The organism is Mycobacterium sp. ACS4331 (assembly GCF_001667265.1).
Taxonomy (GTDB): domain Bacteria; phylum Actinomycetota; class Actinomycetes; order Mycobacteriales; family Mycobacteriaceae; genus Mycobacterium.
Genome location: NZ_LZHW01000065.1, coordinates 67,605 through 84,894 on the forward strand (window position 1 = coordinate 67,605; position 17,290 = coordinate 84,894).

General features: G+C 68.9%; 15 protein-coding genes and 2 pseudogenes. 8 read left to right on the forward strand and 9 right to left on the reverse strand.

The window, feature by feature from the left end; genetic code table 11:
• Window positions 1–32 precede the first annotated feature (32 nt).
• From gltX to A5727_RS15445, 3 genes are read right to left on the reverse strand one after another with little or no spacing between them, the layout of a single operon-like run.
• Complete coding sequence (gene gltX / locus A5727_RS15435) at window positions 33–1,505, reverse strand: glutamate--tRNA ligase (protein ID WP_068250938.1); 1,473 nt, start codon at window positions 1,503–1,505, stop codon at window positions 33–35.
• Window positions 1,505–2,281, reverse strand: coding sequence for a fumarylacetoacetate hydrolase family protein (locus tag A5727_RS15440; RefSeq protein ID WP_068250940.1), 777 nt, complete (start codon window positions 2,279–2,281; stop codon window positions 1,505–1,507). Before A5727_RS15440 ends, gltX begins: the two co-directional genes overlap by 1 nt.
• 22 nt (window positions 2,282–2,303) lie before the next feature.
• On the reverse strand, window positions 2,304–2,918 hold the full coding sequence (locus tag A5727_RS15445) for a TetR/AcrR family transcriptional regulator (RefSeq protein ID WP_068250942.1): 615 nt from the start codon (window positions 2,916–2,918) through the stop codon (window positions 2,304–2,306).
• A 94-nt stretch (window positions 2,919–3,012) separates the two neighbouring features.
• On the opposite strand from A5727_RS15445, the gene A5727_RS15450 reads away from it, so the two are divergent.
• From A5727_RS15450 to A5727_RS15460, 3 genes are all read left to right on the forward strand, one after another.
• Entirely contained in the window at window positions 3,013–4,221 is a 1,209-nt protein-coding gene (locus A5727_RS15450; RefSeq protein ID WP_068250944.1) for an oxygenase MpaB family protein, read from the forward strand.
• A 69-nt stretch (window positions 4,222–4,290) separates the two neighbouring features.
• Complete coding sequence (locus A5727_RS15455) at window positions 4,291–5,493, forward strand: MFS transporter (RefSeq protein WP_068250998.1); 1,203 nt, start codon at window positions 4,291–4,293, stop codon at window positions 5,491–5,493.
• Window positions 5,494–5,532: 39 nt separating this feature from the next.
• Window positions 5,533–5,904 carry a hypothetical protein gene (locus A5727_RS15460; RefSeq protein WP_068251001.1) on the forward strand — a complete coding sequence of 124 codons (372 nt, stop codon included), beginning with the start codon at window positions 5,533–5,535 and terminating at the stop codon, window positions 5,902–5,904.
• Between the two features lie 15 nt (window positions 5,905–5,919).
• Here the strand turns inward: A5727_RS15460 and A5727_RS15465 are convergent, their stop codons facing one another.
• Together A5727_RS15465 and serA are read right to left on the reverse strand one after the other, a co-directional pair.
• The gene (locus A5727_RS15465) at window positions 5,920–6,933 is read right to left on the reverse strand and encodes a 3-isopropylmalate dehydrogenase (RefSeq protein WP_068250950.1); all 1,014 of its coding nucleotides are present in this window, start codon (window positions 6,931–6,933) and stop codon (window positions 5,920–5,922) included.
• Complete coding sequence (serA, locus tag A5727_RS15470; RefSeq protein ID WP_068250953.1) at window positions 6,930–8,516, reverse strand: phosphoglycerate dehydrogenase; 1,587 nt, start codon at window positions 8,514–8,516, stop codon at window positions 6,930–6,932. The genes A5727_RS15465 and serA overlap by 4 nt, the downstream gene beginning before the upstream one ends.
• A gap of 30 nt (window positions 8,517–8,546) precedes the next feature.
• Here serA and A5727_RS15475 point away from each other — a divergent pair, with 30 nt between their 5' ends.
• Both A5727_RS15475 and A5727_RS28190 read left to right on the forward strand, forming a co-directional pair.
• Entirely contained in the window at window positions 8,547–9,968 is a 1,422-nt protein-coding gene (locus tag A5727_RS15475; RefSeq protein WP_068250956.1) for a phytoene desaturase family protein, read from the forward strand.
• 42 nt (window positions 9,969–10,010) lie between these two features.
• Window positions 10,011–10,430, forward strand: a complete 420-nt coding sequence (locus tag A5727_RS28190; RefSeq protein ID WP_082949832.1) for a hypothetical protein — start codon at window positions 10,011–10,013, stop codon at window positions 10,428–10,430.
• Between the two features lie 6 nt (window positions 10,431–10,436).
• Here A5727_RS28190 and ilvC read toward each other — a convergent pair.
• The 3 genes and pseudogenes from ilvC to A5727_RS15490 form a co-directional block, all read right to left on the reverse strand.
• Window positions 10,437–11,435: pseudogene (gene ilvC, locus A5727_RS15480) on the reverse strand (ketol-acid reductoisomerase); the annotation flags it as partial.
• 45 nt (window positions 11,436–11,480) lie between these two features.
• Complete coding sequence (gene ilvN / locus A5727_RS15485; RefSeq protein WP_068250960.1) at window positions 11,481–11,987, reverse strand: acetolactate synthase small subunit; 507 nt, start codon at window positions 11,985–11,987, stop codon at window positions 11,481–11,483.
• Window positions 11,987–13,825 (reverse strand): acetolactate synthase large subunit, encoded by a 1,839-nt coding sequence (locus A5727_RS15490; RefSeq protein WP_068250963.1) that lies wholly within the window; start codon window positions 13,823–13,825, stop codon window positions 11,987–11,989. Before A5727_RS15490 ends, ilvN begins: the two co-directional genes overlap by 1 nt.
• A gap of 267 nt (window positions 13,826–14,092) precedes the next feature.
• On the opposite strand from A5727_RS15490, the gene A5727_RS15495 reads away from it, so the two are divergent.
• Window positions 14,093–14,476 (forward strand): PH domain-containing protein, encoded by a 384-nt coding sequence (locus A5727_RS15495; RefSeq protein WP_068250966.1) that lies wholly within the window; start codon window positions 14,093–14,095, stop codon window positions 14,474–14,476.
• A gap of 4 nt (window positions 14,477–14,480) precedes the next feature.
• Here A5727_RS15495 and A5727_RS15500 read toward each other — a convergent pair whose 3' ends face one another.
• Entirely contained in the window at window positions 14,481–15,311 is an 831-nt protein-coding gene (locus A5727_RS15500) for a DoxX family protein (protein ID WP_068250968.1), read from the reverse strand.
• Between the two features lie 158 nt (window positions 15,312–15,469).
• Between A5727_RS15500 and A5727_RS15505 the strand changes: the two genes are divergently transcribed.
• Window positions 15,470–16,588, forward strand: a complete 1,119-nt coding sequence (locus A5727_RS15505) for a PQQ-dependent sugar dehydrogenase (protein ID WP_068250971.1) — start codon at window positions 15,470–15,472, stop codon at window positions 16,586–16,588.
• A 228-nt stretch (window positions 16,589–16,816) separates the two neighbouring features.
• A pseudogene (locus tag A5727_RS15510) lies at window positions 16,817–17,290 on the forward strand (hypothetical protein); the annotation flags it as partial.

Sequence of the window (17,290 nt, forward strand, 5' to 3'; positions counted from 1 at the left end):
ACGAGGAGACTACCAAAGATTTCGACCCACTTTTACACACCCCCCTGTGCGCGGGCCTCCCGCAGACGCGCGAGGCTCCGCTCCCGACCCAGCAGTGTCATCGACTCGAACAGCGGCGGGCTCACCTGAGAGCCCGTGACGGCGACCCGAATCGGACCGAAGGCCTTCCGGGGCTTGAGGCCCAGTTCGTCGATCAGGCTGGCTTTCAGGGCCGTTTCAATGGCATCGGTGGTCCACTCCGGCAACGCATCGAGCGCGGCGATGGCCGCGTCGAGCACCGCGTCCGATTCGGGGCCCAATTCCTTGGCACGGGCCTTCGGGTCGATCTCATAGGACGCGTCGTCGAAGAACTTCAGCAGGCCCCACGCATCCCCGAGCACCACGATGCGGGTCTGGATCAGTCCCGCCGCCTCGGCGAAGCCTTCCTCGTCCAGACCGGTGTCATGACCGTGCTCCTCCAGGTGGGCGCGCAGGCGCGCGGCGAAGTCGGCCTCGTCGAGCAGACGGATGTGTTCGGCGTTGAGTGCGTCAGCCTTCTTCTGGTCGAAGCGCGCGGGGTTGGAGTTGACGTTGACCACGTCGAAGGCCGCGACCATCTCCTCGATGCTGAACACGTCGCGATCGTCGGCGATCGACCAGCCAAGCAGCGCAAGGTAATTCAGCAGACCCTCGGGGATGAACCCACGGTCGCGGTGCAGGAACAGGTTGGACTGCGGATCCCGCTTGGACAGCTTCTTGTTGCCGTCGCCCAGCACGGGCGGCAGGTGCGCGAACTCCGGTGTGAAGTCAGTCACGCCGATCCGGATGAGCGCGTCGTAGAGCGCCAACTGGCGCGGAGTGGACGGCAGCAGGTCCTCACCGCGCAGCACATGGGTGATCTTCATCAATGCGTCGTCGACCGGATTGACCAACGTGTACAACGGATCTCCGCTGCCACGAGTCAATGCGAAGTCCGGCACGGAACCCGCCGGGAACGTCGTCTCCCCGCGCACCAGGTCCACCCAGGTGAGGTCGGTGTCGGGCATCCGGAGCCGGACGACGGGACTGCGCCCCTCGGCACGGAAGGCCGCGCGCTGTTCCTCGGTGAGGTCGCGATCGAAGTTGTCGTAGCCCAGTTTCGGGTTGCGGCCCGCCGCGAGGTGACGTGCCTCGACCTCCTCGGCCGTCGAGAAGGCCTCGTAGGCCTCCCCCGCCTCCAGCAGGCGCGCGATCACGTCGAGGTAGATCTCGCGGCGCTGCGACTGCCGGTACGGCCCGTACGGGCCACCGACCTCGGGACCCTCGTCCCAGTCCATTCCCAACCAGCGCAACGCATCCAGCAGCGCGAGATAGCTCTCCTCGCTGTCGCGTGCGGCGTCGGTGTCCTCGATCCGGAAGACGAAGTCACCACCGGTGTGACGGGCGTAGGCCCAGTTGAACAGCGCCGTGCGGATCAGACCGACATGCGGCGTGCCGGTGGGCGACGGACAGAAGCGAACTCGGACGTGCTTGTCTGGCGAGGCCATCATTTCCCTTTGCGCACTACGGGATTGGACAGAGTGCCGATCCCTGAAACGGTGATGCTGACGGTGTCCCCGTCCTCAATGGGGCCCACCCCTTCGGGTGTGCCGGTCAAGATCACGTCGCCGGGCAGCAGCGTCATGACCGCCGAGACCCACTCCACGATGGCGCCGACGTCGTGGATCATCAGCGAGGTGTTCGACTGCTGCCGCAGCTGTCCGTTGACCTCGGTCCGCAGATCCAGCCCACTGGGGTCCAGGTCGGTGACGATCCACGGTCCCAGTGGGCAGAACGTGTCATGCCCCTTGGCCCGCATCCACTGGCCGTCCTTGCGCTGTTGATCCCGAGCCGACACGTCGTTGGCGATGGTGTATCCGAGGATGTTCTCGGCCGCCCGCGCAGCCGGAACGTCCTTGCACGGCCTGCCGATCACGACGGCCAGTTCGCCCTCGTGGTGCACGGGATTGGCGTCGGCCGGCAACTGGATCGGCACATTGGGGCCGATGATCGCGGTGTTGGGCTTGAGGAAGATCACCGGGTCCTCAGGCGCGACGCCGCCCATCTCCTCGGCGTGGGCGGCGTAGTTCTTGCCCATGCAGATCACCTTGCTGGCCAGGATCGGCGCCAGCAGGCGGACGTCGGCCAACGGCCACGTCCGACCCGTGAAAGTCGGCGTGCCGAAGGGATGCTCGGCGATTTCTCTGCAGACCGCCTCGCTCGGGTCACCTTCGATGCTCACGAAAGCGACGCCGTCGGGGCTGGCGATTCGACCCAGGCGCATTGGTCCAGCCTAGTGACCCTGCTCAGCCGACCCGACGCGCGGTGACCATCGTGACCAGGAAATCCTCCAGGTGCTCTGCCGTGACGTCCACCTCGCCGCGCAGCCATCCCGTCACGAGGTCGAATCCACCGGCCACGAGCGTCAGCGCCGCCAGCTCCATATCGGGGTCGAGCGCCTCCTGTCCCGCCAGCAGCGCTCGGCCCTGCTCGGTCATCACCTGCGCCAGCATCGTGATGACTCCGCGACGCCTGGCGCGCAGAGCGTCGGTGGCCTGCGACTCGATCAGCAGGCGGCCGCGGCGCGAATCGGCGGTCAGGTGCCGCAGCCCGGTGCCGATCGCCGCGCGGGCGCGCTGGACGGGATCGGGCGGGCTTTCGGCGATGGCGGTCAGCATGGTCGCCGAGGCCTGCGCGACCTCGCGGTCGAACAGTGCCAGCAGCAGATCCTCGGTGCTGCGGAAGTTCTCGTAGAAGTAGCGGTCGTTGAGGCGTGCCCCGGCGCACACCCCCCGCACCGTGAGCCCGCCCGCACCCGACTGCCCGACGAGGTTCAGTCCGGCCTCGAGCAGTGCGGAGTGCCTCCTGCTGCGGCGCTCCGCGGACGTGGCGCCGGCGTAGGTGCGCGCTGCGGCCGACATGGCACTGATTGTCGCATCTGCACCCTTGACCGACCCCGGTATCTGGTGAACACTGTCACCAAATACCGCGTCGACGGCTGGAGGGTGGCACGGCATGGCCCCTGAACACGGCAGACTCCCGAATCCACCGTCACTGCGGGACTTCCCCTTCAACGTCTTCATGCGACTGCTGCCGCAGGGCGACATCCGCGCCACGGCCGGCCAGCATGAGTCGTTCCGGCGCTACGCGGATCTGGGAGACCCCCTGGCCGACGCCGTGGTGGCGATGATCCAGCGCCTGCCCACCGGCGTCGGACGGGCGATGTTCGAGACGGCCGTGGAACAGGGCATCGACGCGGTGCCCGACGCGCCCGACGAGCTGCGCGCGTTCTTCGCCGCCGTCGACGACCAGCCGTACTGGCTCGACTACGACAAGCTCGATCTGGCGGCGCGGGTCAGCATGCGCACCGGCGTGGTGGGCATCGGCCTTGCGCTGCCCGGCCTCGCACTGACCGGAGGTTATCTGGCCTCCAAAGCCGACAAGCCCCTGGTCGGCACGGGCGATCTGTACCGCATGGCGCCGCGTCGCCTCAACGAGACCGCCACCTGGTACATCGACGTCACCTCCCCCGGTGGACTGCGACGATTCGCGCCGGGTTTCACCGGCACGGTGCGCGTGCGCCTCATGCACGCACTGGTCCGAGCGGCCATGAACCGCCGCGACGACTGGGACTACGACGAGTGGGACACCCCGGTCAATCAGGTGCAGCTGGCCGGGACCCTGATGCTGTTCTCGCTGGCCAACCTCGCCGGCTGTCAGGCGATGGGCATGCGCTTCTCCGAACGCGAACGCGATGCCGTGTTCCATTTCTGGCGTTACGTCGGGCTGTTGATGGGTGTGCACCCCGAACTCGTGCCCACGAGCGAGGCCGACACCTGGCGACTGTTCTGGCTCGAGGCCGACACCGAGTTCGAGCCCGATGAGGACTCACTGCGACTGGCCCAGGCGCTGCACGCCAACCGCCACGAGGGCCTGGTGACCGAGTTGGCCCGCGCCTACCTGTCGTCCTACAGCCGGCTGATCCTGGGCAAGTCCAATGCCGATCGGCTCGGGCTGGTGGACAACAAAGCGCTGCAGGCCGCGGTCCTGGCCACTTCGGCGGTCAACCGCGTCCTGGACCTGCGCCGGGTCGTGCCCGGGATGACCTGGCTCAGTGAGGAATTGGGGCAACGCGCACGGCAGGGTCTGGTGACGCGCGGAATGGCGGTGACCGGGGGCGACCGCAGCTACGGCAGGCACGACGCCCTGGCCGCCGCCGGATAGCGAACCGCTGTCTCATATACCGAGACGACGGTTCGGCATTCTGAGACGGCCCGTGGGACCATGGGCGCCATGGGCACCACCGCGATCGGCACCGCGCGGCGCTGGTCGATGCTCGTGATCGCACTCACCGCCACGCTCTTCGCCAACGTGTTCATCAACGGCGTCGCGTTCCTCATCCCGTCACTGCACGCACAACGCGGACTCGACCTGGCCCAGGCCGGGCTGGTGGCCGCCATGCCCAGCTTCGGCATGGTCGTCACCCTGATCGCCTGGGGATACGTGGTCGACCTGATCGGCGAGCGCTTCGTCCTGGCCTGCGGATCGGCCCTGACCGCCGCCGCGGCGTTCGCCGCCGCGGCCGCCGACTCCCTGGTGGTGATCTGCGCGCTGCTGTTCCTGGGCGGGATGGCCGCCGCCAGCAGCAACACCGCGAGCGCGCGTGTCGTCGTCGGCTGGTTCCCCCCGGAACGTCGCGGCCTGGCCATGGGCATCCGGCAGACGGCCCAACCACTCGGAGTGGGCTTGGGCGCCTTGGTCATTCCGCAGCTGGCCCAGGACCACGGCGCCGCGGCGGCCCTGCTGTTCCCGGCCGCGCTGTGCACCGTCGCCGCGGTGATGACCGCCGTCGGTGTGCTCGATCCCCCGCGCCCGGACCGGGCCGACGCCCACAGTGACGACCTGGCCAACCCCTATCGCGACTCCTCGACACTGTGGCGCATCCATGCCGTCTCGGTGCTGCTGGTGGTGCCGCAGGGTCTGGTCTGGACCTTCACGCTGGTCTGGCTCATGACCGACCGCGAGTGGTCGGCCGGATCCGCGGGTGTGCTCGTGATGGTCTGCCAACTGCTCGGTGCCGCAGGCCGAATCACCGCCGGCCGCTGGTCGGACGTGGTCGGGTCTCGGCTGCGTCCCGTCCGGACCATCGCGATCGCCGCGGCAGTCAGCATGGGCCTGCTGGCCATCACCGACGCGTTCGACTCTCCGGTCAGCATCGCGATCATGATGGTGGCGGCCACAGTCACGGTGTCCGACAACGGGTTGGCCTTCACCGCCATCGCCGAACTCGCGGGGCCGTTCTGGAGCGGTCGCGCACTCGGCGTGCAGAACACGAGTCAGCTGTTCACCACGGGCATCGTGCCGCCGGCGTTCGGCGCGTTGATCTCGGCGGCGGGGTTTCCGGTCGCCTTCGCCGTCTGCGCGCTGTTCCCGTTGGCCGCGCTGCCACTGGTTCCAGTGCACGCCGATCCCCTGCGGAGGACCGAAACCACCTAGCGCCGCTTGGGGCCGGGCTACCCTCATCGCATGTGCACCATGCGAATCGCAGTCGGCGCGACACTGCTGGCCTCGGTGCTGACGGCCACCCCTGCGGCCGCAGACCCGACGTATCCGGGCAGTTACGGCAGCAACGGCGTCTTCGGCGTCGGGGTCGACAACACCGATCCCCGGGCCACAGCGGTCATCCCGCCCGGCAGGTACCGCGTCGACCAGGCGCCCAGCCTCGCACCGTTCCAGAGCGCGCCGGGCTCCTGGTACCGCTGCAGCGATTTCCCCTGCGGCCCAGGCTATCCCGCCAACGTCATCGCATCCGGGGCGGCACTGCGAGACGCCGCCACATCAGTGGACATCCTGCCCACCGACGTGGCCGTGTCACTGCACAACGTGACGCTGACTTCCGTTCGCTAGCCCCGTGGGCTGACCTCAGAGCCTGGCGAGGATCCGCTGGCCGACCTGGGCCGTCGACAACTTCTCGTCGCCCCGAGTGGCCAGGTGCTCCTCGACGGCGCGGTCCACCCGCCCGGCGGCCGCGTTCTCGCCCAGGTGCGCGAGCAGCAGGGCGACCGACATCACCGCGGCGGTCGGATCGGCGATCCCCTGTCCCGCGATGTCGGGGGCACTGCCGTGCACCGGTTCGAACATCGACGGGTTGACCCTGGTCGCATCGATGTTGCCGCTCGCGGCCAGGCCGATGCCACCGCACACCGCGGCGGCCAGGTCGGTGATGATGTCGCCGAACAGGTTGTCGGTCACGATCACGTCGAACCGGCCCGGGTCGGTCACCAGGTGGATGGTCGCGGCATCGATGTGCTGGTAGGCGACCTCGACGTCGGGATACTCCGCGGCCACGCGCTCCACGGTGCGCGACCACAGACTGCCCGCGAACGCCAGCACATTGGTCTTGTGCACCAGGGTCAAGTGCTTGCGCCGCCCGGCGGCGCGGGTGAACGCGTCGCGGACCACACGCTCGACACCGAAGGCGGTGTTCACGCTGACCTCGGTGGCCACCTCGTGCGTGGTGCCGACCCGCAGCGCGCCGCCGTTGCCGGTGTAAGGCCCCTCGGTGCCCTCCCGAACCACGACGAAGTCGATGTTGGAGACACCTGAAAGTGGGCTGCTGACACCGGGATACAGCCGCGACGGACGCAGGTTCACGTGATGGTCGAGCGCGAAGCGCAGCTTGAGCAGCAGACCGCGCTCGAGCAGACCGGGGGGCACCGACGGGTCCCCGATCGCGCCCAGCAGGATCGCGTCGTAGCCGCGCAACTCCTCGATCACGGATTCAGGCAGGATCTCCCCGGTCGCGTGGTAGCGACGCGCGCCCAAGTCGTACTCGGTCCGCTCCACCCCCGGAAGGACCGCGTCGAGCACCTTGAGGGCCTCGGCGATGACCTCGGGTCCGATGCCGTCGCCGGCGATGATGGCAAGTTTTGTCATGTCAGGTCAACCACTTCCAGTGTGCTGGCCCCGACCGCCGAGGCGATCTCGGAACGCAGCTGGCCGGGCACGTCACGGTCGAGACGCAGCATGATGGTCGCACCCTCGCCGTCGGCGTCCTGACTCAGCTGGGCCGCCTCGATGTTGACACCGGCCCCGCCCAGCAGCGTGCCGATCTTGCCGAGCGCGCCGGGCTGGTCGCTGTAGTTGATGATCAGGTTCGCGCCCGAGGCCCGCAGATCGAAGTTGCGGCCGTTGATCTGCACGATCTTCTGCACCTGCTGCGGGCCCGACAGGGTGCCCGCCACGTTGACCGCTGTGCCGTCGGCGTGGACCGCGCGCACGTCGACGACGCTGCGGTGGTTGGGGCTTTCGCTGCTGGTGACCAGATCGGCCGTCACACCGCGATCGGCGGCCAGCGCCGGCGCGTTGACGAACGTGACCTGCTCGTCGACCACCGCGGAGAACAGGCCCCGCAGCGCCGAGAGCCGAAGGATCTCGACATCCTCCGCGGCCAGCTCACCGAACACGTGCACCGTCAGCGACACCGGCGGTTCAGCCGAGAGCGCACCGACGAGCACGCCGAGCTTGCGCACCAGGTCGAGCCACGGCGCGACCTCCTCGCCGACCGAGCCACCGCCGACGTTGACGGCGTCCGGCACGAACTCACCGGCGAGCGCCAGGCGCACGCTCGCGGCGACGTCGGTGCCGGCCCGGTCCTGCGCCTCTTCGGTGGAGGCACCCAGGTGCGGCGTGACGACGACCTGCGGCAGCTCGAACAGCGGGCTGTCGGTGCACGGTTCGGTCGCGTACACGTCCAGCCCCGCGGCCCGCACGTGCCCGCTCTTGATGGCGTCGGCCAGAGCCTGCTCATCGATCAGGCCTCCGCGGGCGGCGTTGACGATCACGACGCCCTTCTTGGTCTTGGCGAGCGCCTCCTTGCCGATCAGACCCGCGGTCTCGGGGGTCTTCGGAAGGTGCACCGAGATGAAGTCGGCCCGCGCGAGCAGTTCGTCGAGCGGCAGCAGTTCGATGCCCAACTGAGCGGCCCGCGCCGACGGCACGTAGGGGTCATAGGCCACCACGTGGGTGCCGAAGGCCGCCAACCGCGCCGCCACCAACTGACCGATGCGGCCGAGGCCGACCACACCCACCGTCTTGCCGTAGATCTCGGTGCCGGAGAACGACGACCGCTTCCAGGTGTGTTCGCGCAGCGTGGCGTCGGCCTGCGGGATCTGGCGGGCGGCCGACAGCATCAGCGCGAGCGCATGCTCGGCGGCACTGTGGATGTTCGAGGTGGGCGCGTTGACCACGAGGACGCCGCGGGCCGTGGCCGCGTCGACGTCGACGTTGTCCAAGCCGACGCCGGCACGGGCGACGATCTTGAGCTTGGGCGCGGCGGCAAGCACCTCGGCGTCGACCGTGGTGGCCGAACGCACCAGCAGGGCGTCCGCCTCCGGCACGGCTGCCAGCAGTTTCTCGCGGTCGGGGCCGTCGACCCAGCGGACCTCAACCTGGTCCCCCAGGGCTTCCACAGTCGATTCGGCCAGCTTGTCGGCAATCAGTACAACGGGCAAACTCACTCGGACAGCCTAATGGTCTCTAATCGATACATGGACATCACCGTCGTCGGCAGCGGTCCCAACGGACTCGCGGCAGCGCTGACCTGTGCCCGTGCCGGCCTCAAGGTGCGGGTTCTGGAGGCCGAGAGCACGCCGGGCGGCGGGGCGCGCACGCTGCCCGATCCCGAGTTTCCCACGGTGTCGCACGACGTCTGCTCGGCGATTCACCCGCTGGCGTTGGCCTCGCCGTTCTTCCGGGCGTTCGGCCTGGCGGACCGGATCGCGCTCAACACCCCGGAGATCTCCTACGCCAATCCCCTGCCCGACCGCGCCGCGGCGGTGGCCTATCACGATTTGGACCGCACATGCGCCGAACTCGAGCACGGACAGTCGTGGCGGCGCCTGCTGGGACCGTTCGTCACCGATCCGTCGCCCGCGGTCGACTTCGTGCTCGGCGACAAGCGTTCGGTGCCGTCACACGCCGTCACGGTCGCGCGGCTGGTGCAGCGCATGCTGATCCAGGGCACGCCGTTGTGGAGCACGCTGCGCGGTGAGGACGCGCGCGCGCTGTTCTCCGGTGTCGCCGCCCACGGGGTGTCCCGGATGCCCTCGGTGACCACCGGAGCGCTGGGCATGATGCTGTCGATCCTGGCCCATGCCGGAGGTTGGCCCGCGCCCGTCGGCGGCAGCCAGGCCATCGCGGATGCGCTGCTCGCCGACCTCACGGCACATGGCGGTGAGCTGGTTTTGGGGGAAGGTGTCACCAGTCCGCCCCCGGGTGTCGTGCTCTATGACACCCCCGCGACCGCACTGCTGGACATCTACGGCGACCGATTGCCCGACGCCTACGCAAAGGCATTGCGGCGCAGAACTTTCGGCATCTCCGCCAGCAAGGTCGACTTCGTCCTGTCCGAGGAGATCCCGTGGCGCGACCCCAGGCTCCGGTCCAGCGCGACGTTCCATCTCGGCGGCACCCGGGCACAGATGGCCCATGCCGAAGCCGTCACGGCCAAGGGCGGTCACAGCGATTGGCCCATGGTGCTCGCCGCCAGTCCGCACGTCGCCGATCCGTCGCGCATCGACGCGGCGGGACGCAGACCGTTCTGGACGTACGCCCACGTGCCACACGGTTCACCGGTCGACCAGACCGACACGATCCTGCGGATCATGGAACGCTTCGCGCCCGGCTTCTCCGACGTCGTCGTGGCCGTGCGGAGCGTCCCCGCCGCCGAGATGGCCCGGCACAACGCGAACCTGATCGGCGGGGACATCACCGGTGGCGGCAACAGCGCCTGGCGTGCACTGGCCGGGCCGACGCTGCGCCTCAATCCGTGGTCGACCCCCATCCCGCGGGCTTACCTGTGCTCAGCGGCCACCCCGCCGAACGGCGGGGTGCACGGTATGGCGGGCTTCTACGCGGCCCGCACGGTCCTGCAACGCGAGTTCGGCCTCCCGGTGCCGTCGCTGCGCTGAGCAGTTCGCGTCGAGGGCCGCGCCAGTGGGTAGTCCCCTGACATGACCCTGGACAGGCGGCCCCGCGGGGTCGACGACGACACCGTTGCGGCCGTCGGGAAGCTCTCGGAGGCACTGGAGTACATCGAGCGGGCCCGCGGTCACCTGTACTCGTTCCATCAGCTGGTCGGCCATGCCGACGCCCTCCTCGACGAGGTCTGCGCTCGCCTGCGCAGCGCCGGCCACGACGCGGTCGCCGAGCGACTGGAGACCGAACTCATGGGCCGCAATGTGCTGGCCGGCCGGTGGACCTTCCAGGTGGTCGAGGAGTTCGACGACACCTACTGGTCGCAGTTCCGCGAGCACGAGCGCCGGGTGCGCGAGGAACTGCAGGGCGGGGCGCGCCACGTGTTCGAGGCCGAGATGAAGCAGCGTCGCCGCACCCACGGCCTGCCCGGCCACGAGGCCGAGCCCCAGACATGACTTCGGCGCGGTTTCGGTGATCGGGCGATCCACCCAGCTCATCAGGTCGCGCAGCTTCTTGCCGGTGACCTCGATCGGGTGCTCGGCGTTCTGCTTGCGCAGGGCTTCGAGCTCCTTGTTGCCACCCTCGACGTTGGCGACGAGGCGCTTGACGAACGTGCCGTCCTGGATGTCCTTGAGGATGTCCTGCATGCGCTTCTTGGTGTCGGCGTCGATGACCCGCGGGCCCGACAGGTAGCCGCCGAACTCGGCGGTGTCGGACACCGAGTAGTTCATCCGGGCGATGCCACCCTCGTACATCAGGTCCACGATCAGCTTGAGCTCGTGCAGCACCTCGAAGTAGGCCATCTCGGGGGCGTAGCCCGCCTCGACCATGACCTCGAAGCCGGTCTTGACCAGCTCTTCGGTGCCACCGCACAGCACGGCCTGCTCACCGAAGAGATCGGTCTCGGTCTCCTCCTTGAAGGTGGTCTTGATGACACCGGCACGCGCGCCACCGATGGCCGCGGCGTAGGACAGCGCCAGCGCCTGGCCCTCACCCTTGGGGTCCTGGTCGATCGCGATCAGGCAGGGCACACCCTTGCCGTCGACGAACTGACGGCGCACCAGGTGGCCCGGGCCCTTCGGGGCCACCATGCCGATGGTGACGTTGGCCGGGGGCTTGATCAGACCGAAGTGGATGTTCAGGCCGTGCCCGAAGAACAGCGCGTTGCCGTCCTCGAGGTTGGGCTCGATGTCATTGGTGAAGATCTCGGCCTGCGCGGTGTCGGGCGCCAGCAGCATGATCACGTCGGCCCACTTGGCCACCTCGGCCGGGGTGTCGACCTCCAGGCCCTGCTCGGTGACCTTCTCGCGGGACTTCGAGCCCTCCTTGAGGCCGACCTTCACCTCGACGCCGGAGTCGCGCAGCGAAAGCGAATGCGCGTGCCCCTGGCTGCCGTAGCCGATGACGGCGACCTTGCGTCCCTGGATGATCGACAGGTCCGCGTCATCGTCGTAGAACATCTCAACTGCCACTTTAGGATTCCTTCTTTTGTGTTGATACCGAAGTTATTTCACGCCGCCGATGCCGCGGGGCCCGCGGGCCAGCGACACCACACCGGACTGAACGATCTCGCGAACACCATAGGGTTCGAGCACCCGCAGCAGCGCACTCAGCTTCTCCTGCGTGCCGGTGGCCTCGATCGTCAGGGACTCGGTGGAGACGTCGACGACCTTGGCGCGGAACAGGTTCACCGCCTCGATGACCTGGCTTCGGGTGCCGGCGTCGGCCCGCACCTTGATCAGTGCCAGCTCGCGGGAGACCGACTGCTCCTCGTCCTGCTCGACGATCTTGATCACGTTGACCAGCTTGTTGAGCTGCTTGGTGATCTGCTCGAGCGGGAAGTCCTCGACGGACACGACGATCGTCATCCGCGACATGTTCTTCTGCTCGGTCGCACCGACCGCGAGCGACTCGATGTTGAAGCCGCGCCGCGAGAACAGCGCCGCGACGCGGGCCAGGACGCCGGGCTTGTCCTCGACCAGGACCGACAGGGTGTGCGTGGTGACTGTCATCAGACCTGGTCCTCGTTGTCGAACAGCGGACGGATGTCGCGTGCCGCCATGATCTCGTCGTTGCTGGTGCCTGCGGCGACCATGGGCCACACCTGAGCGTCGGCGCCGACGACGAAGTCGATGACCACCGGGCGATCGTTGATGGCCCGCGCCTGGTTGATCACGTCCTCGACGTCTTCCTCACGCTCGCAACGCAGTCCGACGCAGCCCAGGGCCTCCGCCAGCTTGACGAAGTCCGGGATGCGCTGGCTGTGCGTGGCCAGATCGGTCTGGCTGTAGCGCTGGTCGTAGAACAGCGTCTGCCACTGCCGGACCATGCCGAGGTTGCCGTTGTTGATCAGAGCAACCTTGATCGGGGCACCCTCGATGGCGCAGGTGGCCAACTCCTGGTTGGTCATCTGGAAGCAGCCGTCGCCGTCGATGGCCCACACCTCGGCGTCGGGCCGGCCCATCTTGGCGCCCATGGCCGCGGGCACCGCGAAGCCCATGGTGCCCAGGCCGCCGGAGTTCAGCCAGGTGCGCGGCTTCTCGTACTTGACGAACTGCGCCGCCCACATCTGGTGCTGGCCGACGCCCGCGACGTACACCGCGTCGGGGCCGGCGATCTCGCCGAGCTTCTCGATGACGTACTCGGGGCTCAGGCTGCCGTCGCTCTGCGGGCCGTAGCTCAGCGGGTAGGTCGACCGCACCGAGGACAGGTACTCCCACCACTGGTCCAGCTTGAGGTTGCCGGGAACGCCGTCGCGGCGCAGCGCCTCGATCAGGTCGGTGATCACGGCCTTGACGTCACCGACGATCGGCACATCGGCATGCCGGTTCTTGCCGATCTCGGCGGGGTCGATGTCGGCGTGAATGACCTTGGCCTCGGGCGCGAACGAGTCGAGCTGACCGGTGACCCGGTCGTCGAACCGCGTGCCGAGCGCGATCAGCAGGTCGCTGCGCTGCAGGGCGGCCACCGCGGCGACCGTGCCGTGCATGCCGGGCATGCCCATGTGCTGCGGATGGCTGTCGGGGAAGGCACCTCGCGCCATCAGCGTCGTGACCACGGGGATGCCGGTCGCCTCGGCCAGGTCGAGCAGTTCGGCGTGGGCCTGACCGCGGATGACGCCGCCGCCGACGTACAGCACGGGCTTGCGCGCCGCGGCGATCAGCTTGGCCGCCTCGCGGATCTGCCGACTGTGCGGCTTGGTGTTGGGCTTGTAGCCGGGCAGGTCCATGACCGGCGGCCAGCTGAAGGTGCACTGCCCCTGCAGGATGTCCTTGGGGATGTCGACCAGCACCGCGCCGGGGCGACCCGACTGCGCGATGTGGAACGCCTCGGCGATCACCTGGGCGATCTCGTCGCCGCTGCGGACCAGGAAGTTGTGCTTGGTGATGGGCATCGTGATGCCCGAGATGTCGGCCTCCTGGAAGGCGTCGGTGCCGATCAGCCCGCGGCCGACCTGCCCGGTGATGGCCACGACGGGGATCGAGTCCATCTGCGCGTCGGCCAGCGGCGTGACCAGGTTGGTGGCACCCGGACCCGACGTCGCCATCATGACGCCGACCTTGCCGGTGGCGTGGGCGTAACCGCTGGCGGCGTGCCCGGCGCCCTGCTCGTGCCGGACCAGGACGTGCCGCAGTCGCTTCGAGTCGAACAGCGGGTCGTACACGGGCAGCACGGCACCACCGGGGATGCCGAAGATGGTGTCGACGCCGATCTCCTCGAGCGCGCGCACGACAGCCTGCGCCCCGGTCATCTGCTGCGGCGGAACCCGCTTCGCGGCGTTCTGTGTCTTTCCGTCGGCCGGCTTCGGGGCCGCCATCGGTTCGGGTGGTCGCGTGGTGGGTGCGCTCACTGTCTCGTCCCTAGGGTTGTCGATGTGTGTTCTGTGGTCATTCGGGGCAACAAAAAACCCCCGTCAGCTTGCTGCTGCACGAGGGTTGCGCGTTGATGCTCGTAGGCGAATAGCCCGCTAGTAGCTACGCGGCACCGACGCGCCGACGACGTACTACGAGAATCTTGCGGGTGGTCATGGGTCATGACGGTAGTCTCCGGACGGGCCAGGCGTCAAATTCCCTGACCTGCGCGGACACGCGGCGCGACGCAGGGGCAAGATGGCGGCATGGCTGCCGCAACCCAAGCCCCCGTGGTGATCAGGATTTCGCCGATGGCCCATTTCGCTGCGGTGCTGTTGGCGGGGGCCATGATGCTGCCCGTTCTGGCGTTGCCGTGGCTGGCTCCGCTCCTGTTGATCCCCGTCGCCGCGTCGTTCGCTGTGTTCCGGTTGCGCACCGTCGCCACCGACGTCGACGTGACCACCAGGGGACTGCTGCGCAGCACGACCGTGGGCTGGGACCAGATCGAGGGCCTGAAGTTCGTCAAGGGCTCGTGGGCGCGCGCCACGCTGGTCGGCGGTGGCGAGCTCACCCTGCCCGCGGTGTCGTTCTCGACCCTGCCACTGCTGGCCCAGGCCAGTGGGGGCCGGGTGCCCAACCCCTACCAGTGAGCCGTCAGGCCAGCGGGTTGGCCCCGTTGAGCAGGACCCACACCGCGACGCCGCCGCCGATGCCGAGCAGCAGCGCCACGAACGACCCGATGAACGGGCGGCGCGCCCAACCCCGGCCCGCGTCGAATCCGTAGCGGCCGGGGCCCGCCAGGATGATCGCGGCCGCCACCACGATCAGTGTGAGCTGGTACTCGTGGCCGTCGGGCAGGAAGAACAGGAACCGACTCGACTCGTCGGAGTTCAGGACGGACGCGAGCAGGCCGTTGATCAGGTAGGCCAGCGCTGCGGCCGCCGCCAGAGGCGTGAACAGTCCGAGGACCAGCAGGACCCCGGCCGCGATCTGGGTGCCGGCGGCCGCGTAGGTGAGCAGGTCCGCGTGCTGGTAGCCGGCCGCCGTCAGCGAGTCCGAGAGGCCGCCGAGCCCGGATCCGCCCCACCAGCCGAACACCTTCTGCAGTCCATGGACGACCAGCAGCGCGCCGAATCCCGCGCGCAGCAGCAGAAGCCCGAGGTCCTGGGTGCCGCGGCGGCCCGCGTTACGGGCGGCGTCGTAGTCCTGGGGTTCGATCGCGGTGGGGCCCAGCGCGGGTGGGGCGTCCATCTGCGGTGCGACATAGGGCAAGGGATCGGGTTCGTTCATCAGGCTGTACCCCGCCGATGAGGGGCTCGACCCGTAGTTCGGGATCGCGGTGGTCTCGAAATCGCCGCCATAGGTGTCAGACGGCATGTCGTCCTCGGGGTCGACCAGGCTCGCCGTGCTGGGCCGCGAGGATCCGGCCCCGGACGACGATTCGCCCGGCCGCTGCCAGCGTGGGTCATGCGATGGACTCGTCACGCTGTCAGGGTAAGTGCAACCCTGCACAGATCCCGGTATTTGAAGGGCGCTTTCGCCGACCTATATCGGATGGTTATTTTCCCTGTACACGCCCGGTGGGCGCGACACCCGGCGGGCGGCGTAGCGGATACCGGCCACCGATCCGTAACCTGGCTGGCATGCTGAACCGCCGTCCGGTCGTCCATGCCCTGACCGTGGCCTGTGCCGCGATGGTCGTGGTGGCCGGGTGCGCCCGCTTCGACGACGCGGCCTCGCAACCGTTCACCACCCAGCCCGAACTGTCGCCGCCGCCGCCGTCGACCACCACACCGCCACCGCCGCTGCCCGGCAAGCCGTTCCCCAAGGCCTGCCCGGCCACCGGTGTCATGCAGGGCTGCCTGGAGAGCACCAGCGGGCTGATCATGGGCCCCGACGGTAAGACGGCCCTGGTGGCCGAGCGCGTCACGGGCGCGGTCAAAGAGGTCGCGATCGCCGCCGAACCCAAGGTCAAGACCACGATTCCGGTCGACGGGTCGGGCGACGGCGGCCTGCTCGACATCGTGCTGTCCCCGACCTACAGCCAGGACCGGCTGATGTACGCCTACATCAGCACTCCCACCGACAACCGCGTGGTGCGGGTCGCCGACGGCGACGTCCCCAAGGAGATCCTGACCGGAATACCCAAGGGCGCCAACGGAAATTCGGGATCGCTGATCTTCAAGGGCCCCACCACCCTGTTGGTCCAGACCGGTGACGCCGGCAGCCCCGCGATGGCCGCGGACCCGGGGTCGCTGGCCGGCAAGCTGCTGCGCATCGAGCAGCCGACCACCGTCAACCAGGCCCCGCTGACCACCGCGATGAGCGGCCTGGGCCCGGCAGGCGGCATGTGCATCGATCCGGCCGACGGTGCTCTCTACATCACCGACCGCGCCCCGTCCGGAGATCGACTGCAGCGCATCACCAAGGACTCGAAGACGTCCACGGTGTGGACCTGGCCGGACAAGCCCGGCGTCGCCGGATGCGCCGCGATGGACGGAACGGTGCTGGTGAATCTGGTGAACACCAAGCAGACCGCGGCGGTGCGCCTGGCACCCGACACGGGAGCGGTGACGGGCGACCCGGAGGTGGTCCGCGACGGTCAGCACGGTCACGCGTGGGCCCTGCAGCTGTCCGGCGACGGCAACGTGTGGGGCGCGACCGTCAACCGCACGATGGGCGATCCCGACAAGCTCGACGACGTCGTGTTCCCGTTGTTCCCGCAGGGCGGATTCCCGCGCAGCGACGCCGACAACACCTGAGTTCGGCGCCGACAGCCCGGAATTCGGCACCGACGTCACCGGACCGACTCCAGTCCGTGTCGGTTCGATAACAGCCTCATCTGCAACTTGAGTAACTCCCGCAACACGATAGGTTCAGTTACACAATCAAGATCACGGGGAATCGGGGATAACTTGTCGCGGACGGCATTGCGTCTGTCAGTCGTTGCCGTCTCGGCGGCGGCAGTGTGTTGGCCATCGCTGCCGTTGGTGTTCAGTCCCACGGTCGCAGCCGATTCCGAGCTCAGTCCCGGTGTGCCGTGCGGGGAACTGGTGCAGCAGTTCGCCTCATCGCCAACCGCGCTGCCCGACGCACTCAGCGGTGCGGCCTCAGCGCTCGAAGGACTGCCCGAGGCCGCTGCGCTGGTGCCGGCGACTCCCGTCCTCGACGCCGCCGGTGCCGCCGTGCAGGCCCTGCCGACCGCGGCGGACATGATCTCGGCCGCGGCACCCGCAGTGCCCGCAGGCCTGCCCGAAGTGCCCGCAGTGCCCGCAGGCGCACCGGCGATACCCGTTGCCGCACCGCCTGTTCCGGTCGTACCCGCGCCGGCCACGGCCGCCCCGGCGGCCGCGCCGGCTCCGGCCGCGCCGGCCCCGCCGGCAGCGCCCATGGTCGAGTCCGCGCTCGCCCCCGAAATCCCGCCGGCCCCGAGTGAGGCCGCGCCACCACCTCCGGTCGCACCC

What these genes read in the sequence shown, in the direction of transcription:
- gltX (WP_068250938.1), bottom strand. Translation starts at nt 1,505, where the DNA reads ATGGCCTCGCCAGACAAGCACGTCCGAGTTCGCTTCTGTCCGTCGCCC.
- A5727_RS15440 (WP_068250940.1), bottom strand. Translation starts at nt 2,281, where the DNA reads ATGCGCCTGGGTCGAATCGCCAGCCCCGACGGCGTCGCTTTCGTGAGC.
- A5727_RS15445 (WP_068250942.1), bottom strand. Translation starts at nt 2,918, where the DNA reads ATGTCGGCCGCAGCGCGCACCTACGCCGGCGCCACGTCCGCGGAGCGC.
- A5727_RS15450 (WP_068250944.1), top strand. Translation starts at nt 3,013, where the DNA reads ATGGCCCCTGAACACGGCAGACTCCCGAATCCACCGTCACTGCGGGAC.
- A5727_RS15455 (WP_068250998.1), top strand. Translation starts at nt 4,291, where the DNA reads ATGGGCACCACCGCGATCGGCACCGCGCGGCGCTGGTCGATGCTCGTG.
- A5727_RS15460 (WP_068251001.1), top strand. Translation starts at nt 5,533, where the DNA reads ATGCGAATCGCAGTCGGCGCGACACTGCTGGCCTCGGTGCTGACGGCC.
- A5727_RS15465 (WP_068250950.1), bottom strand. Translation starts at nt 6,933, where the DNA reads ATGACAAAACTTGCCATCATCGCCGGCGACGGCATCGGACCCGAGGTC.
- A5727_RS15475 (WP_068250956.1), top strand. Translation starts at nt 8,547, where the DNA reads ATGGACATCACCGTCGTCGGCAGCGGTCCCAACGGACTCGCGGCAGCG.
- A5727_RS28190 (WP_082949832.1), top strand. Translation starts at nt 10,011, where the DNA reads ATGACCCTGGACAGGCGGCCCCGCGGGGTCGACGACGACACCGTTGCG.
- ilvN (WP_068250960.1), bottom strand. Translation starts at nt 11,987, where the DNA reads ATGACAGTCACCACGCACACCCTGTCGGTCCTGGTCGAGGACAAGCCC.
- A5727_RS15495 (WP_068250966.1), top strand. Translation starts at nt 14,093, where the DNA reads ATGGCTGCCGCAACCCAAGCCCCCGTGGTGATCAGGATTTCGCCGATG.
- A5727_RS15505 (WP_068250971.1), top strand. Translation starts at nt 15,470, where the DNA reads ATGCTGAACCGCCGTCCGGTCGTCCATGCCCTGACCGTGGCCTGTGCC.